The organism is Streptomyces sp. NBC_00536, assembly GCF_036346295.1.
In the GTDB taxonomy this organism is placed as follows: Bacteria; Actinomycetota; Actinomycetes; order Streptomycetales; family Streptomycetaceae; genus Streptomyces.
In genome coordinates, this window is the sequence record NZ_CP107819.1 from 7624336 (window position 1) to 7644342 (window position 20007).

Here is a 20007-nt window from a genome sequence, read left to right on the forward strand (position 1 = left end):
GGGGAGTTCAGGCGCCGTCGCCCGGGCGCACCAGCCCGGCCTCGTAGGCGAAGATGACGGCCTGCGCCCGGTCCCGCAGGTCCAGCTTGCCCAGGACCCGGCCGATGTGCGTCTTGACCGTCTGCTCGGCCAGGACGAGGTGTCCGGCGATCTCCTGGTTCGAGAGCCCGCGCGCGATCAGCTCCAGCACCTCGGTCTCCCGCGGGGTCAGCCCGTTGAGCCGCAGCGCCGGATCCTTGCGCGGCGCGGGCCGCTGCTGCACGAAGTCCGCGATCAGCCGCCGGGTCACCGACGGTGCCAGCAGTGCCTCGCCCGAGGCGACCACGCGGACCGCCGCGATCAGGTCGGCGGGCGGCGCGTCCTTCAGCAGGAACCCGGAGGCGCCCGCGCGCAGCGCCTCGTACACGTAGTCGTCGATGTCGAAGGTGGTCAGCATCAGCACCTTCGGCCGGTGCACCACCCCGGGCGCCGGCCCGAGCAGGGCGCGGGCCGCCGTGAGCCCGTCCATTTCCGGCATCCGCACGTCCATCAGCACCACGTCGGGGTGCGTGGTGCGCGCCACCTCGATGCCGCGGCGGCCGTCGGGGGCCTCGCCCACGACGTCGATGTCGGCCTGCGCCGACAGCAGCGCGGCGAACCCCGCCCGCACCATGGCCTGGTCGTCGACGATGATCACGCGGATGGTCAACTGGAGTCCTCGGCAGGGGCGTGCAACGGCAGGCGGGCGGCGACCCGGAAGCCGCCGTCGGGAAGCGGACCGGTGTCCAGCGTCCCGCCGGTCAACCGTACGCGTTCGCGCATCCCGACCAGACCGTGGCCGGTGCCCGAACTCTCCAGCCGCACCGGCGCGCTGCGGGGCCGCCCGTTGACGACGAGCACCAGCACCTCGCCCGGGCCGCCCTCACCCTGCGGGCCCCCCGGGTCGTGGCGCACCGCCACCCGGGTCGTGGCACCCGGTGCGTGCCGCACCACATTGGCGAGCGCCTCCTGCACGATCCGGTACGCCGACAGGTCCACCGCGGGCACCGCCTCCGCCGCCCGCGCCGCCTCCGCCGTCATCGACAACTCCACCGGCAGGCCCGCCCGTACGGTCGCCTCCACCAGCTGCTGCAACCGCGCCAGCCCCGGCTGCGGCGCCCGCTCGCCGTCCACGCCGTCGCCGCGCAGCACCACCAGCAGCCGCCGCATCTCGCTCAGCGACTCCCGGGCGCTCGCCGCGATCGCGCCGAACTCCGCCCGTACGTCCTCGGGCATGTCCGGCAGCCGGTAGGGCGCCGAGTCCGCCTGGACCGTGATCACCGACATGTGGTGGGCCACCACGTCGTGCAGCTCGCGGGCGATCCTGGTCCGTTCCTCCAGCAGGGTGCGCCCGGCCCGTTCGGCCTCGCTGATGCTCTCCTGCTCGGCGACCCGGCGCTGCGCGTCGCCCACGCCCCGCAGCGCCCCCGTGACCACCAGCATCACCCCGGCCAGGACGAACAGCAGCGCGTGCGTGCTCGTCACCCCGTCCGGCTGGAGGAAACCGAGCAGCGCCCCGACCACCCCGGTCGCCAGCCACACCCCGACCAGGGTCCGGATCGACTCGCGCAGCCCCAGGCAGGCCATCAGCAGCAGGTAACCGACGATGACCATGGGCGTCCACGGCCAGGTCTGCCCGGTGATCCGGTCCGCGTGGACGAGGACCACCGCGCCGATGGTGTCCGCGGCGAGTACGACGGCCCACGCGGCCAGCGGCCGGGTCAGCGCCAGCAGCAGCGGCACGGTCTGGGCCACCGCCAGCGCGCCCGCCCAGCCGCCGCCCGCCTTGTAGTCGTTGGTGAGGACACTGGCCGTCACGGGCAGCAGCGTGAGCAGGGCCACCGCGACGACCGCGTACGGCAGTCGGCGCTGCCAGCGCTTCGGGGCCTGCGCGAACAACGGCTCCGCGGCTCTGGCCGGGGTCCGCAGCACCACGGCCAGCCCGCGCGACGGACCGGGGGTCTCTTCGCTTCGCATGATCCGTCCAGCGTAGTGCGGGACCGGGACCGGGACCGGGACCGGGACCGGGACCGGGACCCGGGCCGTCGGGCCGCCCCGCGCGGATCTTGCCGGGGCGCCGGGGGATAGGGTCTCCGGTGGCGCCGTGGGGACGGCGTCACCAGGGACAACACCAGGGACAACGCGAGCGTCAGGGGTCGGGGCATGGGTGCGGTGGCCACGCTGGAGAAACTGCTGCCGGTGCTGCTGGCCTTCGGCTGCGGCGCGGTGCTCGCGAAACGGAAGGTCGTACCCGCCGAGGCGTCCAAGGCCTTCGCGGACTACGCCTTCCTCTTCGCCGTCCCCTGCTACCTCTTCGGCAACATCTACGCGAGCGATCTCGGCGCCCTGTTCAACTGGCGCGCGCTGTCCGGCTACGCCGCCACCGCCGCCCTCGCCGTGCTGGCGGTCGGGCTGGCCGCGCGGGCCCGCGGGGTGCGGGAGCCGCGCGGGGTCGCCCTGCGCATCATGGCGGGAGTGCAGGTCAACACCGCCTACTTCGCGGTCCCCGTCTTCATCACGGTGTTCGGCACCGCGGCGCCGATCTTCCCGGTGCTGCTCTTCCAGGTCTGCGTGCTGTCCCTCGTGGTCATCGCCATCATGGAACTGGGCCGTGCGGACGACCTCGCCGACGACCTCGCGGACGGGGCCGCGCACGGCACGGGCGCCCGGCTCGTCCGCGCCGTCGGCGCCTCGCTCACCACTCCGCTCGTCCTCGCCTGCAACGCGGGCATCCTCCTCAACCTGCTCTCCCTGCACGTCCCGAAGGTGGTCCTCGACGGCTTCTCCTTCGTCGGCGACAGCGCCTCGCCCGTCGCGCTGTTCGCCCTCGGCCTCCACCTCGGCGGCCTCGGCCTCGACATACGGGGCACGACCCGCGAGGAGATCGCCCTGATCGCCTTCAAATGCCTCGCCTTCCCCCTGCTCGCCTGGGCCGTCTGCGGCGGCCTGTTCGGCGTCCACGGCGACTGGCTGAAGTACCTGGTCCTGATCGCCGCGATGCCCACCCCGCAGAACCTCTTCATCTTCGCCCAGCGCTACGACATCGGCGTCGACCTCTCCGCCGCCCTGGTCATCAAAAGCTCGGTCGCGGCCCTGCTCCTGCTCCCCCTCTGGATCCAGTGGGCGGCATGATCCGGCCGGTCCTGCTCACCCTGACCGGCGGCGCGGGCGCGGGCAAGACGACCCTGGCCACCGCACTGGCGGCCGCCGCGCCCGAGGGCCCGCTGCGCGTGCTCCACGGCGACGACTACTACTACGCCGACACGTACCCCGGCGACACGCCCCGGCGCGGCATCTGGCGGCCCGACGCCACCGGCACCCCGCGCCTGGACACCGGCGACCCGCGGTCGGCCGACGGCGACCGCCTCGCCGAGGACGCGGACCGCGCGCTCGCGGTGGCCCGGGTGGTCGTCGTCGAGGGCCTGTTCGCCCGGCACGTCACCCCGCGGGTGGCCTGCGCCCGCTTCGACGTGTTCGTCGACCTCCCGGCCGATCTGCGGCTGGCGCGCAAAATCCGGCGCAAGTGCCTGCGCGAAGGGTTCCCCCTCGACGTCCTGCTGACGAACTACCTCGACCACCGGCGCGGCGCGCACGAGCGCCATGTCGAACCGGTCCGCACCACCTGCGACCTCGTCGTCGACGCGCGCCGGGACTCCGTACTCCTGGCGCGGTCCATCTGGGAGGCGATCGCCGCCCGGTCCGCCCGGTCCGATTGAAGCCGGTCACGGGCGGGTCGACGGGATGGGGGGCAGGCGGGGCCAGCGGTCGTGCATGCGGACGCGGATGCGGGACGCGAGTTCCGACAGGGTGGAGAGTTCCGGGTGGTCCGCGCCCAGGGTGGTGACCACGGCGAGGCGGTGGGCGAGGCGCTGGCGGGCCGTGGCCGGGCCCCAGGGCCAGTCCCGGCGTGCGGCCCGGGCCAGGTGGTCGCCGTTCTCGCGGTCGGCCCGCGGCACCAGCGCGTCCCCGCGCAGCAGCCAGCCCGCGCAGGCGTCGGCGAGGCCGTCGGGGAGGTCCTCGCCCCGCTCCTCCCGCCACACCGCCGCGTAGGCGGCCTCGGCCCGGGCCAGCAGGGGCGGGGCCGCGGCGGTCACGAACCTGCAGGTGGGGAAGCCGATCCGGAGGTAGGCCAGTTCCGCCAGACCGCTGCCCAGAGAGGCCTGTTCGAAGTCCACGAACCGGATCCCCGCCGGGGTGTGCAGGTCGTTGCCGGGGCACGGGTCGCCGTGCAGCAGTGAGTCCGCCGGGGCGGCGGCGAGCCGCTCCACCAGCGCCCGCACGTCCGACTCCGTCCCGGCCGGGACCTCGGCCCCCAGCTCCCCGGCGAAGCCGAGGAACGCCGCGACGTCCGCCGCGTCCGGGCCCCGCCAGCGCGGCAGCGCCCCCGCGTCGGCCCCGGCCGGCCCCGCCCCGCAGGCGTGCAGCCGCGCCAGTGCCTGCGCGTACTCCACGATCCACCCGGGCCCGGGCCGCCGGTGTTCCAGGTGTTCCAGTACGAGGACCCGCTCGTCCGGGTCGGCGCCGAGCAGCGCGGGCACCACCGGCCCCGCGCCCCGCCGCCCGGCCAGTCGCAGTGCGGCCACCTCGCGCTCGTACCGCCCCCGCGCCTCGGGCCCGGCGACGAGCTGCTTCAACACGGCCGGTCCTGACGCCAGTTCCACCCGCCACACCAGCGAGCGCGGGCTGCTCTCCAGCCGCCGCACCCGCCCCGGCGGCCCCAGCCGCTCCCGCAGCCCGTCCCCGAACGGCAATCGGTCCGTCATCGCGCCCCTTCCGTTCCCCGGCAGAAACGCCCCCACCCCACCACGCGCGGCGGCCCGCCGTCACCCGGTTTTGCGGGCCGCCCCGGCCGCGTTCCCCCGGGCGGGGGAGCGTCGTTGAGCCCGGTATGGAAACTGGCGTGGAACTGCCGTCCGTCGCGGCGCCCGGGGTCGGGGAGCGGGCCGATGCCGCCGCCGACGCGGCCTGTCACCTGTACGACGCCGCCTTCCTCGGCGGCTGGAGCCGGACCGCCGCCGAGGACGCCGCCGAGACCATCGAGACCACCGCGCACGCGCTGGCGAACGTCCACCCCCGGGCGGAGGTCATCCTCGCGCCGGTGCACGCGGCCCTCGCCGACCTGCGGCGGCGGCTCGAACTGCCCCCGGCGGACACCGTGATCGCGCCGGGCGTGGTGCCGACCCCCCGGACCGTGGGGAACCCGCGGCGCACCCGGCGCCCGTACGGGCTCATCGCGCCGCGTCGACCGCCGACTGGTACAGGTTCCTGACGTCCGTGCCGAAGTAGGCGCTGTACGAGGTGTCCGGTCCGGGACCGCCCGTCTTCCAGCCGCCGATCACCCCGACCACGTCACCGGTGTTGGTGAACCGGTCGAAGTTCTTCAGGAACGGGCCGCCGCTGGTCCCGCCGGGATACCCGGTGCAGTCGATCCGCAGGAACGACCCCGGGCTGGCCGGATCGGTACTTGTGAACTTGGTCGTCCGGTTGACGCACACGCGCGGCCGCGCGGCCGAGGCCGGATAGCCGATCAGCCGGACCTCGTCGTGCTCGTACCCGTCCCCCGTGACCAGCCGGTTCCCGCCGACCGCGTCCTCCACCTCCGTGCCCTGGCTGTTCGGCCCGACCCGGGCGAAGGCCACGTCGAGGGTGGCCGCGAGATCGGGCCCCTGCTGCTGGTAGCGCGGGTCGACCCACACCTTCAGCACGGGGAACATCCCGTACGGGCGGGGGGTCTTGGCCGTGTAGTGCGGTACGAACGCCACCTGCCGGGTGTCGGCGCCCAGCAGGCAGTGCGCCGCCCCGAGCACCAGGTCGTGGTGGGCGGAGGCGACCACGCTCGCGGTGCAGAAGTACCCGCCGCCGTCCTTCATCACGAACAGCCGGCCGACCACCGGCACCCCGTCGAAGTCCTGCCCGTCACCCGGCCCGGCGGCCACCGCGGGGACGCCCGGGTCGCCACCCATGGCGGTGGCCGCCGCCATCCGCTCCGGGGTCCAGAAGGCCTGCGCGTCCCCGGCCGTCCAGTGGCCCTTGCCCGGCGCCCGGGTCCCGGCGGCGCTCCCGGCTCCGGCGGGCAGCTGCCCGATGCCCACCGCCACGGTGGCCGCGGCCACCACGACAAGCGTCCGACGCAGCATCGCACCACACCGCATGCTGAATTCCTCTTCTCGCTGCTGACCGGACCGCTGACCGGATCCGACCGGGGGGAGCCCGCGCACTAGACCGCCTGCGGGAAGTCGAAGAGACGGCCGGGGTCGTAGGCACGCTTGACCTCCGTCAAACGAGCGAGGTTGCCGCCGTAGTACGCCTCGCGCCAGTTCCCGAGCTTCGGATCCGTGTAGTTCTGGTACGCGCGCCCGCTCGCCCACGGCCGCAGCCGCTGCCAGAGCCCGTCCAGCCAGGCCTGGTGCCGCCCGGCCTCGGCGGGCGTCGCCCCCGCGGGCCAGTACGCGAGGTACTGGGCCAGGAACCCGGCGCCGCGGTGCACGAAGGCCGTCGCCGCCGGGTCCACCCGGCCCACCGCGCCCCCGCACACCCCGTCGAACTGCACCACCCCGAGCCCGCCCGGGGGCACCGCCGAGGCGTAGCGCCGTACGCCGTCCAGCGCGGCCGTGACCGCGTCCTCGGGCAGGCCCGCCGCGGGCCAGAAGTCCGAGCGGGCCGCGTGGTCGTCCCGGCCGAGGCGCCCCTGCGGATCGTGCCCGGGCAGCCGCCCCGGCAGGTGGCACTGCGCCCGCGTCTCCTCCCGGCAGCCGGACAGGGTCCGCATCGTGTCGCCGTAGCCGGCCACCTCCACATGGCTGTCGCGGGGCCGGATCCCGACCTCGTCCGCCAGCCGCGACAGCTGCGCCTCCAGCTCCCGGCGCCCGTCGAGGCACAGCACCCGCACGGCCGCGGGGCCCGGCGCCGTACCGGGCTCGGCCACGAACTCGACCTGGCTCCAGAAGGGGTCCGCCAGCGTGCCCAGCCAGCGCTGCCAGCCGCGCAGCAGGGCGGCCGAGTCCGGCCACGGCCAGTGCAGTTCGGCGAAGGCGCAGTCACCGGCCGGACGGGTGCGCAGCCGGAATTCGGTGACCACCCCGAAGTTCCCGCCGCCGCCCCCGCGCAGCGCCCAGAACAGGTCGGGATCCGTCCGCGCGTCCACGTCGCGCACGGCCCCGTCGGGGGTGACGATCCGGATGCCGGTGAGCTGGTCGCTGGTCGTTCCGAAGGCCCGGCTGGAGACCCCGAGACCGCCGCCGAGGGCGAGGCCCGCGATCCCGACGGAGGGGCACAGCCCGGTGGGCACGGCCACGCCCCGCTCCGCGAGGAGCGCGTTCACGTCCCCGAGCCGGGCCCCCGCACCCACCCGGACCTCGCCGGTCCCGGTCTCGATCCCGGCCATCGCGCCGACGTCGACGACCAGGCCCGGGCCGGTCGAGTACCCGGCGTAGCTGTGCCCGCCGCCGCGCGGTACGACGGCCACCGCCGCGCGGCGGGCGAAGGCCAGGCAGGTGGCGACGTCCCCCGGATGCGCGGGGTAGGCGACCGCGCCGGGCGCGATCGCGTCGTAGCGCGGCTGGAAGAGCCGGCGGGCCTCGGCGTAGTCCCGCTGCCCGGGCAGCACCACCGGCCCGTCCAGGTCCCGCGCGAGCGCCGCGAAGTCGGCGGCGCGCCGCCCGTCCCGGATTCCCGGTGGCCCGCTCGCCCCGACGGAGGCGAGAACGGCTGCGGCAGCACCCGCCAGGACGTGACGGCGATCGAGGCTCATGTCCCACTAGTGCCATCGCGGCCCCCGATCGCCCGCGGGACAGGGCCGCGCACGGCCCCGGCTCCCCCCGAACGGCCCACCCCCGACACCCCGGCCGGGCGCGGTGCCTCAGGGATGCTGCGACGCCGCGGAGATCCGGCAGACACCCCCTGGTCCCGACGGGTGGCCCAGGGTGGTCCACAGATCGCCCGGGGTCTGCGGACTCAGCCGCATCAGCGTGAGCGCCTTGGCGGGCAGGGGTCCGGTCAGCAGGGCCACCGTGTCCGGGGTGCGTTCCAGCGCGGGGGCGGCGGCGGCCAGGTCTTCGGCGAGCGCCCCGGCCGAGCCCGCCAGCGCCCCGAGCGCCCCCGTCACCAGCGAACCGAAGAGCTTGCGGCGCAGCAGCGTCTCGTCGTCCGTGACGAGCCGCCCCGCCAGCGGCGGCGCCGGGATCCCGTGCGCGGCGAGCCGGGCCGGGCTGATCCGGATGTCGGCGAGGTCCCGGTAGACCAGCCGCAGCGGCTCCCCGGCGGGGGAGAGGACGACCAGCAGGTTCTGGCCGTGCGCCTCCAGGGCCACGCCCAGGTCGAGGACGCGCAGGCACACCGAGAGCGCGAGCCGGGCGAAGGCGGCCCGCCAGGCGGGGGAGCGCGCCCACGAGGTGCCGGCGAGGGCCCCGACCGGCACCACCCGCTCGCCCGCGCCGGTGTCGGCGTACCGCTCCGGCGGCTCGCGCAGCACGGCCGCCAGGTCCGGGCTGTGCGAGGTGACCGCGCCCAGGGTCCGGGTGACGTGCAGCCGTCCGTCGAGCCGGGCGGCCAGGGAGCCGGCGAAGTCCGACACCGCTTGCGCCGTCTCGATCGAGTACGCCGAGATGTCCCGCACGGAGGAGGTCAGCCGGGTGCTCAGCGCGGTCTTCAGCTGCGGGGCGGCGCCCGCCGGGGCGAAGCCGTCCAGCGGGCCGCCCGCGACCGGGGCCAGCGAGCGCAGCGCCATCAGCGGATGCGCCGTGAACCCCGCCCCGCCGACCGCCGCCCCGGGGAGCCCGGGCACGTGCTCCGCCTGCCACGGGTGCACCGGGACGAGGATCCGCGCCCCGTCCCGCAGCGCCGCCGGCCAGGCGCCTGCGAGCAGGGTCTCGTCCGCCCGTACGGCGCGCAGGCCGAGGGTGACGACCGGCCGGTGCTCCGGCGCGTACGCCAGCTCCTCGGCCACCGAGAAACCGGGGCGGTAGCGGCAGTTGGGGTGGTAGGGGTGTCCGTCGACCACCCGCTGCTCCCACTCCCAGACCTCGGCCGGACGGTCCGGGCCCCGGTGGCGGGACTGCCCGGCCCGGGAGAGCGCGAGGGAGGCGGTGCTGCCGTCCAGCTCGGCCGCGAAACCGGCGCCGTTCGGAGCCCCCAGCGCCGCCATCAGGTCAGAGGCCCGCGTGTGCACGGCGCTGTCGAGGTCCAGCTCGCGCACGTACGCGTCGCTCGCGTACGGATCGGGGAGCGGCCCGCGCAGCCGCCCGCCACCGGCGAGCAGCACGGTCATCGCGTCACCGGACACCGAGCGCCGCACCACCCAGGGCAGCGGTTCGAAGGCCAGTGCCCGCCACAGCCGGGTCAGTACGGCCGCCCGCGCGCCGGGCAGCGCCGCCGCGTAGGCCGGGCCGAGCGTCGGCCGTACGTCGTCCAGCCGGGCGGCGACGGCCTCCTCGGCGGCGGATCCGGGGGCATGGCCACTGCGGTACAGGGCAGTACTCCTTCCATCACGGCACATCACGTCATGTCATTGCATGATCGGTTTCCCGGATCACCGGATGACCAGATCGCCGGATCATCATCACCCGAACGCCCCGGCGGCCGCTCGGATCGCCGATACTGAAGATCACTGCCGGACCTAGAGGGAAGTCCGTGGACCCTTGGAACCCACCGCCGCCGTGACGCCCGCCGTCACCGCTGTCACCGCCGACGAGTACGCCGCGGCGCCGCTCCTGAACTGCCTCCTGCGCGAGGCCGCCGACCCCGAGGGCGACGCGGACGGCGTCCACCGGCTGCGCGGCAGCGGGCGGTTGCTGCGGGTGCGGCCCGGGCGCCGCCCGAGCGGCCCCGAGCTGCGCGACGCCGACGGCTGGCACCCGCTCAGCCACACCGACCTGGTCAAGCTCACCGCCGACGAGCTGCGCCGCTACACCGGCGCGGTGAACGACGAACTGCCCGCCGAGATGGCCGACAGCCGCGCCGCGATCGGCGCGCTGCTGGAGGCCCGGGCGAGGGCCGGGGCGGCGGCCGACCCCTACGTCCGCTCCGAGCAGTCGCTGCTGATGGGGCACCCGTACCACCCGGCGCCCAAGGCCCGCGGCGGCGCTCCGGCCCGCTCCTGGCTGCCGTATGCGCCCGAGGCCCACGGCCGGTTCCCGCTGGCCTTCCTCGGACTGCGCGCCGACCAGCTGCGGGAGGAGGGCGGCGCGCCCGCCGCGGAGCTGTTCGGGGCGCTCGCCGAGGCCGCGGGCGCGCCGCCCGTCCCGTCCGGGTACGTCCTGCTGCCCGCCCACCCCTGGCAGCTGGAGCTGACCTGCGCGAGCCCCGAACTGCGGGCGGCCCACGCCGACGGGCGGCTGCTGCGGCTGGGGACCGGGACCCGCGTCGGCTGGCCGACGGCCTCCGTGCGGACCGTGTACCTGCCCGGTGGCCCGGCCGCCGACCTCTTCGCGAAGTTCAGCCTCGACGTCCGCATCACCAACGACGTGCGCCGCCTGTGGCGGCACGACCTGCTGAAACTCCGCCGCACCGACGCCGCGGTCGTCGCCGCCTTCGCGGCCGTCCGGGCCCGCTCCGGGACCACGGCCGCCTGGACCGCCGACCTCGGCTACCGCACCGCGGCCTTCGCCTTCGAGGAGCTGGCCGTCATGGTCCGCGAGGGGCTGCGCGCGCACCTCGTGCCGGGCGCCACCCCGCTGCTGGCCGCCGCGCTCGCCGAGGGCTCCGAGCCGGGGCCGCTGGAGCGCACCGCCGATCCGGCCGCCTGGTGGCGCGCGTACCTGCGCCAGGTCGTGCCCCCGGTCCTGGAGGTCTTCGCGCGCCACGGAGTGGTGCTGGAGGCCCACCTCCAGAACACCCTGATCGCGGTCGACGGCTCCGGCACCCCGGTGCAGGCCCTCTTCCGGGACGCGGAGGGCGTCAAACTGCTCCCGGAGACCAGCCGCGAGGAGGGCTGGCAGCGGCTGGTGTACTGCCTGGTCGTCAACCACCTCAGCGAGATCGCCGCCACCCTCGCCGACCGCCACCCGGGGATCGCCGCGGGGCTGTGGCCCGCCGCGCGCGAGGAGTTCCGCCGCTACGACGCCGAGCAGGGCCTCCCCGAGGTGCGCGACCTGCTGAGCGCCCCGACGCTCCCGGGCAAGACGAACCTGCTGCTGCGCTGGACCCGCGCCGACGGCGCCGCCGCCCGCTACCTGCCGCTGCCGAACCCGCTGCGCGGGCCGGAGCCTTCCTGAGCTAGGCCACCGCCCCGCGCAGTCGTGCGGCCGAGCGGGCCAGGCGGACGGCGGCCACGGCGGGCAGGCACCAGGAGAGCACGTACGCGGTCATCACGGCGTAGGCGGTCAGCCCGCCGAACACCACGGAGAGCAGGGCCGCGAAGGCGAAGAGCGTGACCACCGGGGACAGCAGCAGCAAGATCGCCTGCCGCTTCTCGGGGCGCGCCCACTGGGCGGACCGTCCCAGCCGTATGAGGCCGACGGCCAACGCGATCAGGGCGACCGGCCAGCCGACCACGGGGACGAGGGCCACGGGGAACGCCACGGCGGCCAGGCCCAGCGTGACCCAGGTGCGCGCCGCGCTCTCCGGTTCCGGGCCCGCGGGGCCGGAACCCTCCTCGGCCAGGGCGGCGGCCACGATCTCCCGGGGCGATCCGAGCCGCTCCAGGACGAGGCGCACGGCCGTCTCGTCCGAGGGGTCCGCCTCGGCCAGGGCCACCTCGATGTGCTCGCCGAGATCCGCCAGCAGCTCGCGGCGCCGGTCGCCGGGCAGGGTCCGGCTCCGCTCGTCGGCCTCGGACAGGAAGGCGCGGACCAGGGGGTGGGTCAGGGTGTCGTTCACGTCGTCTCTCCAGGAGTGAGGAAGTGGTCCACGGCGCTGCGGAAGGAGGGCCAGCCGGCCGCGAACTCGGCGAGCGCTTCGCGGCCCGCGTCGGTGAGCGTGTAGTACCTGCGCGGTGGTCCGCTGGCGGACTCGCGCAGATGGGTGTCGGCGAGTCCGGTCCGGCGCAGGCGGGACAGCAGGGGGTACATCGTTCCCTGACTGGTCGCCATCACCTCGACCCGGGCCAGCTCTTCCAGTAGTTCCACTCCGTAGCGCGGGCCGTCACGCAGCAGTGCCAGAACGCAGTACTCCAGTACGCCCTTGCGCAGCTGACTGGCCACGTGGCCATCGGCTCCGTCTGGGCTTGCATTGCCAGGTACCATGCAACGCAAGGTACCACGTGAAGGCGAACGCGCCACCCCCCAACTCGACACCCTCACCGCGACCCTGACGCGGCCCGCGGGCCGGGCCCACGGCGGCTCAGGTCTTGCGCAGGTCGGGCGCCGGGCTGCCGATGAGCCGCAGCCGTACGGCGTTCCACGCGAGGGCGAGGGCCCGGGAGACCTCCTGGCTCCGCTCGCCCAGCACCCGCACCCAGGCCCCGCACTCCTGCGGCAGCACGCTGACCCCGTACGGCAGACCGCGGTCCGCCAGGGCCCCGTGCAGCAGGTCGGCCACCTCCCGGGCGGGGGCCAGCGGGGTCAGGACGAAGAAGCAGGCCATCACCGAGTGCCCGCCCAGCACGGCCGGCCCCGCCACCCCGCCCGCGCCGGGCTCCAGCCGTACGGTGTCCAGCGCGACCAGGTCGCCGCCGGGGCGCCGCACCTCGAAGTCGGAGGCGAAGACGGCGTAGGCGTGCCGCTCCCCGCGCGCGAGCCGCCCGGCCGGCACCGTCTCGCTCGCGAGCACGGTGGCGGAGGGGTCGGCGGTGATCACGGTGCGCTGGTAGAAGCGGGAGTCGGCGTACGGGATCACCGGGTCGGGCAGGTACTCGACGTAGGAGTCGGCCCCGGCGGTCAGGAAGGTCTGGGAGACGGCGTAGTCGTACTCCATCCGGTGGACCTTCGTGGCGGCCTGCGTCGTGATGTGGGCCGCCGTCCCGGGCCCGAAGGCGAGGTCCTGGCGCAGCCGGTCCGCCTGGACGACACCGCCGCCCGTGGACATCAGGAAGGTCACCGGCAGGTCGGGGCGGTGCGGGTCGAAGTACAGCGGCCGCATGATCTGGAGCGGGGACTTCTGGTAGTGCCGGACCAGCTCGGTGCGGCCGCCGCGCCGTTCGAAGCCCAGCTCCAGCAGGCCCACCTTGCCGGGGCGGCCGACGCCGAGGGTGTCGGGGACCGCGGAGTGGCGGCGTACCTCCCGGGGCACGCGAGCCGGTTCGTAGTGCGCCGGCTCCAGCCGCCCGGGGGAGCGGGCGGGGGACCGGGCGGGGACGGTCGGCGGGTCGGCCACGACGCTCACGCCGCTACCCGGCGGAAGGACTCGACGAAGGCCGCGACCTCCTCCAGGCCGTGTCCCGTCAGGCAGTTGGTGAGCACCACCGGGCGTCCCTCGCGCACGTGGTGGGCGTCGCGCTCCATCACGCCCAGGTCGGCGCGGACGTACTGGGCGAGGTCGGTCTTGTTGATGACCAGCAGGTCGGACTCGGTGATGCCCGGCCCCCGCTTGCGGGGCATCTTCTCGCCCTCCGCGGTGTCCAGTACGAACAGGAACAGGTCCACCAGCACCGGGCTGAAGGTCAGCGTCAGGTTGTCCCCGCCCGACTCGTACAGCAGCGTGTCCACATCGGGGAAGCGCTCCAGCATCTCGGCGCCCGCGGCCAGGTTCATCGTCGGGTCGTCGCGCACCGCGGTGTGCGGGCAGGCGCCGGTCTCCACGCCGACCACCCGCTCGGGATCCAGCACCCCGGCGAGGGTGCGGCGCACGTGCTGGGCGTCCTCCTGGGTGTAGATGTCGTTGGTGATCACGGCGGGCCGGTGCCCGCGCGCGATGAGCACCGGCACCAGTGCCTCGATCAGCGCGGTCTTGCCGGAGCCGACGGGGCCGCCGATGCCGACCCGCAGGACGTGGTCGTCTCTCATGGGCTGCTGCTGCCTTTCCGTTTCCGTAGGAGGCGGGGAGAGGGATCAGGTGGCGAAGAGGCGGGCCTCGGCCCGCTCGTGCCGGGCCGACATCACGTCGGCCAGGGGCACGCACCCGCCGAGGTCGGCGAGTTCGCGGAGCAGGGCCGCCTCCGCCACCTCCTCGATGACGGGGGCGGTGGCGCGGAGCACGACCTGGGCCCGTACGTGGTCGGTGAGCCGCAGCCGCAGCGCGGCCCCGGTGAAGCTGGCCGAGAAGGCGAACAGGTCGCTGACCACGGCCGCCCGCACCGGGACGCCCGCCGCGGCGTACGCCACCCCGGCGGCGACCGCCTGCGTCCCGGGCGCGCGTTTGGCGGCGACGAGTTCCGCATACCGGTCGAGGGGCGCGCCGCCCACGCACGCGCGGGCGATGTCGAGCAGCTGGCGTCCGGTCCGGGTGGCCGCGCGCCGCAGCCCCTCGTTGAGCTTGGCCGCGTACAGCCTGCGGTCCACCTCGCCCAGCTCCGCCCAGTCGCCCGCCGACGCGGCCCGGTGGGCCAGCGCCAGCGCGGTGGCGTCGGAGGGCCCCACCGAGTGCCGCAGCAGGTCGGCGAGCAGCTCCGGCACGCCCTCCGGGGTCACGGCCCTGGCCTGGGCGTACCCCTCCAGGCCGTGCGAGAGCGTGTAGAAGCCACTGGGGAAGGAGGAGTCGGTCAGCTGGAGGCTGACCAGCAGGGCCGCGGAACCGATCCCGCCGTCGGCCGTGGCGTCGGCCGTGGGGTCGGCGCTCATACCAGGTAGAACAGGTGGTTCAGGGGCAGTTCGCGGGCCGGCTCGATGGTGGCCGGGACCCCGTCCAGGCTGACCTTGTAGGTCTCCGGGTCGACGGTGATCTCGGGCAGCGCGTCATTGTGCAGCATGTGCTGCTTGCCGACGGTCCGGCAGTGCCGCACCGGGAGCACCCGGCTGTCCAGGCCGAGCCGCTCCGGCACGCCGAGCGCGATCGCGGCCTGGGACATGAAGGAGACCCGGGTGGCCTGCTTCGCCTTGCCGTACGCCCCGAACATGGGCCGGTAGTAGACCGGCTGCGGGGTCGGCAGCGAGGCGTTCGGGTCGCCCATCAGCGCCCAGTTGATCAGGCCGCCCTTGATGACCATCTTGGGCTTCGCGGCGAAGGAGTGGATCGGCCACAGGACGATGTCGGCGAGCTTGCCGGCCTCCAGGGAGCCGATGTGCTCGGCCGTGCCCGTGGCGATGGCCGGGTTGATGGTCATCTTGGCCAGGTAGCGCATGACCCGGAAGTTGTCGTGGCGTTCGGTGTCCCCGGCCAGCTTGCCGCGCTGGTCCTTGCAGTGGTGCGCGGTCTGGAACGCCCGCGTCCAGGACTCGCCGATCCGGCCCATGGCCTGCGAGTCGGAGGAGAAGATCGAGATGACGCCCTCGTCGTGCAGGACGGTCTCGGCCGCGATCGTCTCGGCCCGCACGCGGGAGTCGGCGAAGGAGACGTCCTCGGGGATGTCGTGCGACAGGTGGTGGCAGACCATCACCATGTCGAGCAGCTCGTCCACCGAGTTGACGGTGTAGGGCAGCGTCGGGTTGGTGGAGGAGGGCAGTACGTTGGGCTCGCCCGCGATGCGCATGATGTCCGGGGCGTGACCGCCGCCCGCTCCCTCGGTGTGGAAGGTGTGGACGGTGCGGCCGTCGATGGCGGAGCGGGTGTCCTCGAAGAAGCCCGACTCGTTCAGGGTGTCGGTGTGCACCGCGACCTGGACGTCGTGGTCGTCGGCGACGTCGAGGGCCTTGCTGAGCGCGGCCGGGGTGGTGCCCCAGTCCTCGTGCACCTTCAGCCCGCAGACGCCCGCCTCGATCTGCTCGATCAGCGCGTCGGGCAGCGAACCGTTGCCCTTGCCCAGCAGGCCGACGTTGACCGGCATGTCCTCGACGGCCTGGTACATCCGGCCGATGTTCCAGGGGCCGGGGGTGCAGGTGGTGCCGTTGGTGCCGTCGGAGGGGCCGGTGCCACCGCCGATGAGGGTGGTGATGCCGTTGGAGAGGCCGTGCTCGGCCTGCTGCGGGGCGATGAAGTGGATGTGGGTGTCGATCCCGCCCGCCGTGGCGATCAGGTGCTCGCCGGAGATCACCTCGGTGCCGGGGCCGATCACCAGCTCGGGGTGCACCCCGGACTGGGTGTGCGGGTTGCCCGCCTTGCCCAGGCCCGCGATCATCCCGTCCTTGACGCCGAGGTCCCCTTTGACCACACCGAGCACCGCGTCCATCACGACCACGTTGGTGATCACCAGGTCGAGGGCGCCCTGCTGGTTGGTGGCCTGCGGGTCCTGGGCCATGCCGTCGCGGATGGCCTTGCCGCCGCCGTAGACGGCCTCGTCGCCGTAGTGCCCCTCGTTGTGGTCCTTCTCGACCTCGACGACCAGATTGGTGTCCGCCAGGTGGAAGCGGTCGCCGACGGTCGGCCCGAACAGGTCGGTGTACTGCTTGCGGCTCAGGACGGCCATCAGTTCTCGCCCTTCTTGTGGCCCTTGTTCTTCTTCTTGTGACCGCCGTCGTCGCCTCCGGGGGCCGGGGCGCCGGGGGCGGCCCCGGGCCGCTGGGGTTCCTCGATCCGGGCGCCCAGGAAGCCGAGTTCGACGGCCCGGCGCAGCGCGCGGTTGCGGGTGTCGGCGCAGCCGAGCCCGCCGTCGACCAGCGAGCTGAAGCCGATGAGCCGGCCGTGGCCGGCGAAGGCGGTCAGTTCGACCTCGCGGGTGTCGCCCGGCTCGAAGCGCACCGCGGTGCCCGCGGGCAGGTCGAGGTGCATGCCGTAGGCGGCGTTGCGGTCGAAGTCCAGGGCCCGGTTGGCCTCGAAGAAGTGGTAGTGCGAGCCGACCTGGACGGCGCGGTCACCGGTGTTGGACACCGACACCGTGGCCTTGCGGCGGCCTGCGTTGATCTCCACGGTGCCTTCGCCGTAGAGGTAGGTGGCGCCACCGGACATGGGGGTACTTCCCTTCAGTGGTGGGGGTGTTCGTGGCCGTCGCCGTCTTCCGGGCCGTGCGCGTGCGCGTAGCCGTGGCCGTGTTCCGCGTCCAGCCCGGCTCCGGTGCCGTCGTCCCCGTGGGCCAGCCGGTGCAGGGCGTGCGCGACCCGGGCCCGCAGCACCTCGGCGATCGCCGCCTCACCCAGCAGCGGCCCGGTGTCCAGCACGTCCGCGGGCGCGCCGGTCGCACCGGTCGCACGGGTTACGTCGGTTACGTCGCCCGCGGAGCCGAACGCCGCGCGGACCAGGGCGACATGGCGGGCCCCGAGGCGGCGGCACCGCTCCACCCCCTCGGCGAGGTCCGGGTCGCCCCCGTCGAAGGCGACCTCGACCCAGCGGTGGGCGCCGTACTGCCGTACCAGCCGGGCCACCCGGAAGAGCTCGGCGTCCTCGAACGGGCCCGCGGCCGGGGCGGTCACCAGCACCGCCGAGGTCTGCGGAGCGGAGCGCACCGCCCGCAGCGCCGCCGTGCGCAGCCAGGCGGTGAGGTGGTCGGCGGTGGCGAAGGGCGGCGCCAGCACCAGCCGGCCCCGGCCCTCGCCCCCGCCCTCGCCGCGGCCGAGCCAGCGCAGCGCGCGGGCGCAGTCGGCGATCAGCTTCGGATCGCGCCCCAGGGTCATGGGGACCACGCACACCGGAGCGGTGGAGGCGGCGAGCGCCGCGGTGACCGCCTCGGTCAGCGGGCGCCCGGCGGCCACCCCGCCGACGGCGGCCCCGCCCTCGTGCCCGGCGCCCAGGACCACCGAGGCGGGCGGTGTCACATCGGCGGGTCCGGGCCGTTCGTCCGTGTCCACGGCCGCGGTCACGCTCAGGCCCCGACGGGGTCGTGGCAGGAGACCAGTTTGGTGCCGTCGACGAAGGCGGCCTCGACCTGGAGCAGCGGCAGCATCTCCCGGACCCCGGGCATGACTTCGGCGGCGGCGACGACCTGCTTGCCGAGTTCCATGCACTCCGCGACGGTCTTGCCGTCCCGGGCGCCCTCCAGAATGCCCTCGCTGATCAGGGCGCACGCCTCGCTGTAGTTGAGCTTGACGCCGCGGTCGCGCCGTTTGCGGGCGAGGTCGGCGACGACGTAGATCCAGAGCTTGTCCATCTCACGGGGAGCGAGATTCATCGGTCACTCTCTTTCGGGCGCGGTGCGGTTCCGGCGCGCCGGGGGATCGCGGGTACTCCGACGGTCTGCCCGAAATCGGCGAAGAAGCCGTGCCAGAGCCGTTCATGTGGCGACAGTATCCGCCGAGCGGACAAATCAACTCGATCCGACCAGGTGTTGCTCCGGTGATTCACGTCCCTGACCGGAGATATCGAAGGCGTCGCAAATAGGGATTTCGTTCAATGTGTGCAGCGGCCAGGGGTTGTTCTCCGTGAGGACTTCGTGGCCCTTCCGAGCCCAGACCTTGATGTTCCGCCTGCCGTTGTCGCTTCGAGACGCATTCGCAACGCCTCCGACTCGTCCGGAAAGCCTGCCGGGGCGTCACATTCAGCAGTACCGGCCAACGGAGGAGCACCGCATGAGACTTCGCGTGAGGACGTACACGGGGACATACATGAGGACGGTCGCCGCGCTCGCGGTGGGCGGCGTACTGCTGACCGGGTGCAGTGCGGGCAGCGGCTCGCGCAGTGCGGACCAGAGAGCATCGGGGGGCATCCGCCACGCCGCCCCGGACGGCGGCGGCCGCACCCCGGACCCCGGGCAGGCCGAGGGGGAGACCGACGGGGCGAAACGGACCGCGCCGCCCGCCGACTACCTCTCCACCTTCGCCCTGGACGTGGACACCGCGAGCTACGGCTTCGCCCGCCGCACCATCGGTTCGGGCCGCCTGCCGGACCCGGAGACCGTCCGGCCCGAGGAGTTCGTCAACAGCTTCCGCCAGGACTACCGCAGCCCGGACGGCAACGGCTTCTCCGTCACCGTCGACGGCGCCCGGACCGGCGCGGACGGCTGGTCGCTGATGCGGGTCGGGCTCACCACCAGGGCCCCCGCCGCGGACTCGGTCCGCAAGCCCGCCGCGCTCACCTTCGTCGTCGACATCTCCGGTTCCATGGCCGAGCCGGGGCGCCTGGACCTGGTCCGCACCTCCATGGAGCTGATGGCCGACCGGCTGCGCGACGACGACTCGATCGCCCTGGTCACCTTCAGCGACAAGGCGAAGACGCGGATCCCGATGACCCGCCTCGGTGGCAACCGCGAGCACGTCCACGAGGTCATCTCCGGTCTGCGGCCCGACAGTTCCACCAATGTCGAGGCCGGGGTGACCCGCGGCTACGAGGAGGCGGTCAAGGGCCTGCGCGAGGGCGCCACCAACCGGGTCGTGGTCCTCTCGGACGGCCTCGCCAACTCCGGTGACACCTCGGCCGACGGGATCCTCGAACGGGTCGAGAAGGCGCGCAAGGACAAGGGCATCACCCTGTTCGGCGTCGGCGTAGGCAGTGATTACGGCGACCGGCTGATGGAGACCCTCGCCGACCGCGGTGACGGGCACACCGTCTACGTCTCCGACCCCGAGCAGGCGCGCAAGGTCTTCTGCGACGACCTGCCGGCCCAGATAGACCTGCGGGCCCGCGACGCCAAGGCGCAGGTCGCCTTCGACCCGCAGACCGTGGAGTCGTTCCGGCTGATCGGCTACGAGAACCGGCGCGTCGCCGACCAGGACTTCCGCAACGACGCGGTGGACGGCGGCGAGGTCGGCCCGGGCCACAGCGTCACCGCCCTGTACGCCGTCCGTACGCGCCCGGGGGCCGCCGGGCACGTGGCGACGGCCACCGTCCGCTGGCTCGATCCGGCCACCCGGGCCCCGCACGAGGAGTCGGCCTCCGTCGAGGCGGCCGCGCTGACCGGCCGTGCGTGGACCGAGGCCGACGCCCGTTTCCAGGTCACCGCCGTGGCCGCGTACTTCGCCTCGGCGCTGCGCGAGCGCGGGGGCGGCTGGGAGCCCGTACCCGGCGCCCTCCCGCTCGACCGGCTCGCGGAGCGGGCGGCGACGGTGGCGGACCTGACGGAGGACGCGGACGTGCGCGGGCTCGCCGACACCGTCCGGCAGGCCTCCCGACTGATGGGGTGATTTCAGGCAGTGGCCTGAAACGACCGCCAAGTGC

General features: G+C 74.5%; 20 protein-coding genes. 5 read left to right on the forward strand and 15 right to left on the reverse strand.

Translation table 11 applies throughout. The annotated features are described in order from the left end of the window. Positions 1 to 7: 7 nt before the first annotated feature. Together OHS33_RS32590 and OHS33_RS32595 are read right to left on the reverse strand one after the other, a co-directional pair. The gene (locus OHS33_RS32590) at positions 8 to 688 is read right to left on the reverse strand and encodes a response regulator transcription factor (RefSeq protein WP_330334005.1); all 681 of its coding nucleotides are present in this window, start codon (positions 686 to 688) and stop codon (positions 8 to 10) included. Next, on the reverse strand, positions 685 to 1995 hold the full coding sequence (locus OHS33_RS32595) for a sensor histidine kinase (RefSeq protein WP_330334006.1): 1311 nt from the start codon (positions 1993 to 1995) through the stop codon (positions 685 to 687). Before OHS33_RS32595 ends, OHS33_RS32590 begins: the two co-directional genes overlap by 4 nt. A 186-nt stretch (positions 1996 to 2181) precedes the next feature. Here OHS33_RS32595 and OHS33_RS32600 point away from each other — a divergent pair, with 186 nt between their 5' ends. After that, positions 2182 to 3150, forward strand: a complete 969-nt coding sequence (locus tag OHS33_RS32600) for an AEC family transporter (RefSeq protein ID WP_330334007.1) — start codon at positions 2182 to 2184, stop codon at positions 3148 to 3150. Next, complete coding sequence (locus OHS33_RS32605) at positions 3147 to 3734, forward strand: hypothetical protein (protein WP_330334008.1); 588 nt, start codon at positions 3147 to 3149, stop codon at positions 3732 to 3734. The genes OHS33_RS32600 and OHS33_RS32605 overlap by 4 nt, the downstream gene beginning before the upstream one ends. Before the next feature lie 6 nt (positions 3735 to 3740). On the opposite strand, the gene OHS33_RS32610 is transcribed toward OHS33_RS32605, so the two are convergent. After that, positions 3741 to 4781: a phosphotransferase family protein gene (locus OHS33_RS32610; protein WP_330334009.1), complete on the reverse strand. Its 1041-nt coding sequence runs from the start codon at positions 4779 to 4781 to the stop codon at positions 3741 to 3743. A 137-nt stretch (positions 4782 to 4918) separates the two neighbouring features. Here OHS33_RS32610 and OHS33_RS32615 point away from each other — a divergent pair, with 137 nt between their 5' ends. Further along, complete coding sequence (locus OHS33_RS32615; protein ID WP_330334010.1) at positions 4919 to 5287, forward strand: hypothetical protein; 369 nt, start codon at positions 4919 to 4921, stop codon at positions 5285 to 5287. Here the strand turns inward: OHS33_RS32615 and OHS33_RS32620 are convergent. The 3 genes from OHS33_RS32620 to OHS33_RS32630 form a co-directional block, all read right to left on the reverse strand. Then, complete coding sequence (locus OHS33_RS32620) at positions 5247 to 6155, reverse strand: trypsin-like serine protease (RefSeq protein ID WP_330334011.1); 909 nt, start codon at positions 6153 to 6155, stop codon at positions 5247 to 5249. The genes OHS33_RS32615 and OHS33_RS32620 overlap by 41 nt on opposite strands. Before the next feature lie 80 nt (positions 6156 to 6235). Continuing rightward, on the reverse strand, positions 6236 to 7768 hold the full coding sequence (locus OHS33_RS32625) for an FAD-binding oxidoreductase (protein ID WP_330334012.1): 1533 nt from the start codon (positions 7766 to 7768) through the stop codon (positions 6236 to 6238). 108 nt (positions 7769 to 7876) lie between these two features. After that, a complete protein-coding gene (locus OHS33_RS32630; RefSeq protein ID WP_330334013.1) occupies positions 7877 to 9511 on the reverse strand; it encodes an IucA/IucC family siderophore biosynthesis protein in 1635 nt (544 codons plus the stop codon). A 142-nt stretch (positions 9512 to 9653) separates the two neighbouring features. Here OHS33_RS32630 and OHS33_RS32635 point away from each other — a divergent pair, with 142 nt between their 5' ends. Continuing rightward, entirely contained in the window at positions 9654 to 11228 is a 1575-nt protein-coding gene (locus tag OHS33_RS32635; RefSeq protein ID WP_330334014.1) for an IucA/IucC family protein, read from the forward strand. A gap of 1 nt (position 11229) precedes the next feature. Here OHS33_RS32635 and OHS33_RS32640 read toward each other — a convergent pair whose 3' ends face one another. The 9 genes from OHS33_RS32640 to OHS33_RS32680 form a co-directional block, all read right to left on the reverse strand. Further along, entirely contained in the window at positions 11230 to 11832 is a 603-nt protein-coding gene (locus OHS33_RS32640; protein WP_330334015.1) for an HAAS signaling domain-containing protein, read from the reverse strand. Then, on the reverse strand, positions 11829 to 12197 hold the full coding sequence (locus OHS33_RS32645; protein ID WP_330334016.1) for a PadR family transcriptional regulator: 369 nt from the start codon (positions 12195 to 12197) through the stop codon (positions 11829 to 11831). Before OHS33_RS32645 ends, OHS33_RS32640 begins: the two co-directional genes overlap by 4 nt. A gap of 97 nt (positions 12198 to 12294) precedes the next feature. Next, a complete protein-coding gene (locus OHS33_RS32650; RefSeq protein WP_330334017.1) occupies positions 12295 to 13275 on the reverse strand; it encodes an urease accessory protein UreD in 981 nt (326 codons plus the stop codon). After that, positions 13272 to 13895 (reverse strand): urease accessory protein UreG, encoded by a 624-nt coding sequence (ureG, locus tag OHS33_RS32655; protein WP_330334018.1) that lies wholly within the window; start codon positions 13893 to 13895, stop codon positions 13272 to 13274. The genes OHS33_RS32650 and ureG overlap by 4 nt, the downstream gene beginning before the upstream one ends. A gap of 45 nt (positions 13896 to 13940) precedes the next feature. Further along, on the reverse strand, positions 13941 to 14669 hold the full coding sequence (locus OHS33_RS32660; protein WP_330334019.1) for an urease accessory protein UreF: 729 nt from the start codon (positions 14667 to 14669) through the stop codon (positions 13941 to 13943). Then, a complete protein-coding gene (ureC, locus tag OHS33_RS32665) occupies positions 14666 to 16390 on the reverse strand; it encodes an urease subunit alpha (protein ID WP_330334020.1) in 1725 nt (574 codons plus the stop codon). The genes OHS33_RS32660 and ureC overlap by 4 nt, the downstream gene beginning before the upstream one ends. Beyond that, positions 16390 to 16869 (reverse strand): urease subunit beta, encoded by a 480-nt coding sequence (locus tag OHS33_RS32670; RefSeq protein ID WP_330334021.1) that lies wholly within the window; start codon positions 16867 to 16869, stop codon positions 16390 to 16392. The genes ureC and OHS33_RS32670 overlap by 1 nt, the downstream gene beginning before the upstream one ends. Before the next feature lie 14 nt (positions 16870 to 16883). Beyond that, entirely contained in the window at positions 16884 to 17717 is an 834-nt protein-coding gene (locus OHS33_RS32675) for a sirohydrochlorin chelatase (RefSeq protein ID WP_330334022.1), read from the reverse strand. 2 nt (positions 17718 to 17719) lie between these two features. Beyond that, positions 17720 to 18025 (reverse strand): urease subunit gamma, encoded by a 306-nt coding sequence (locus tag OHS33_RS32680; protein ID WP_330334023.1) that lies wholly within the window; start codon positions 18023 to 18025, stop codon positions 17720 to 17722. Positions 18026 to 18422: 397 nt separating this feature from the next. Between OHS33_RS32680 and OHS33_RS32685 the strand changes: the two genes are divergently transcribed. After that, entirely contained in the window at positions 18423 to 19973 is a 1551-nt protein-coding gene (locus OHS33_RS32685; RefSeq protein ID WP_330334024.1) for a vWA domain-containing protein, read from the forward strand. Positions 19974 to 20007 lie beyond the last annotated feature (34 nt).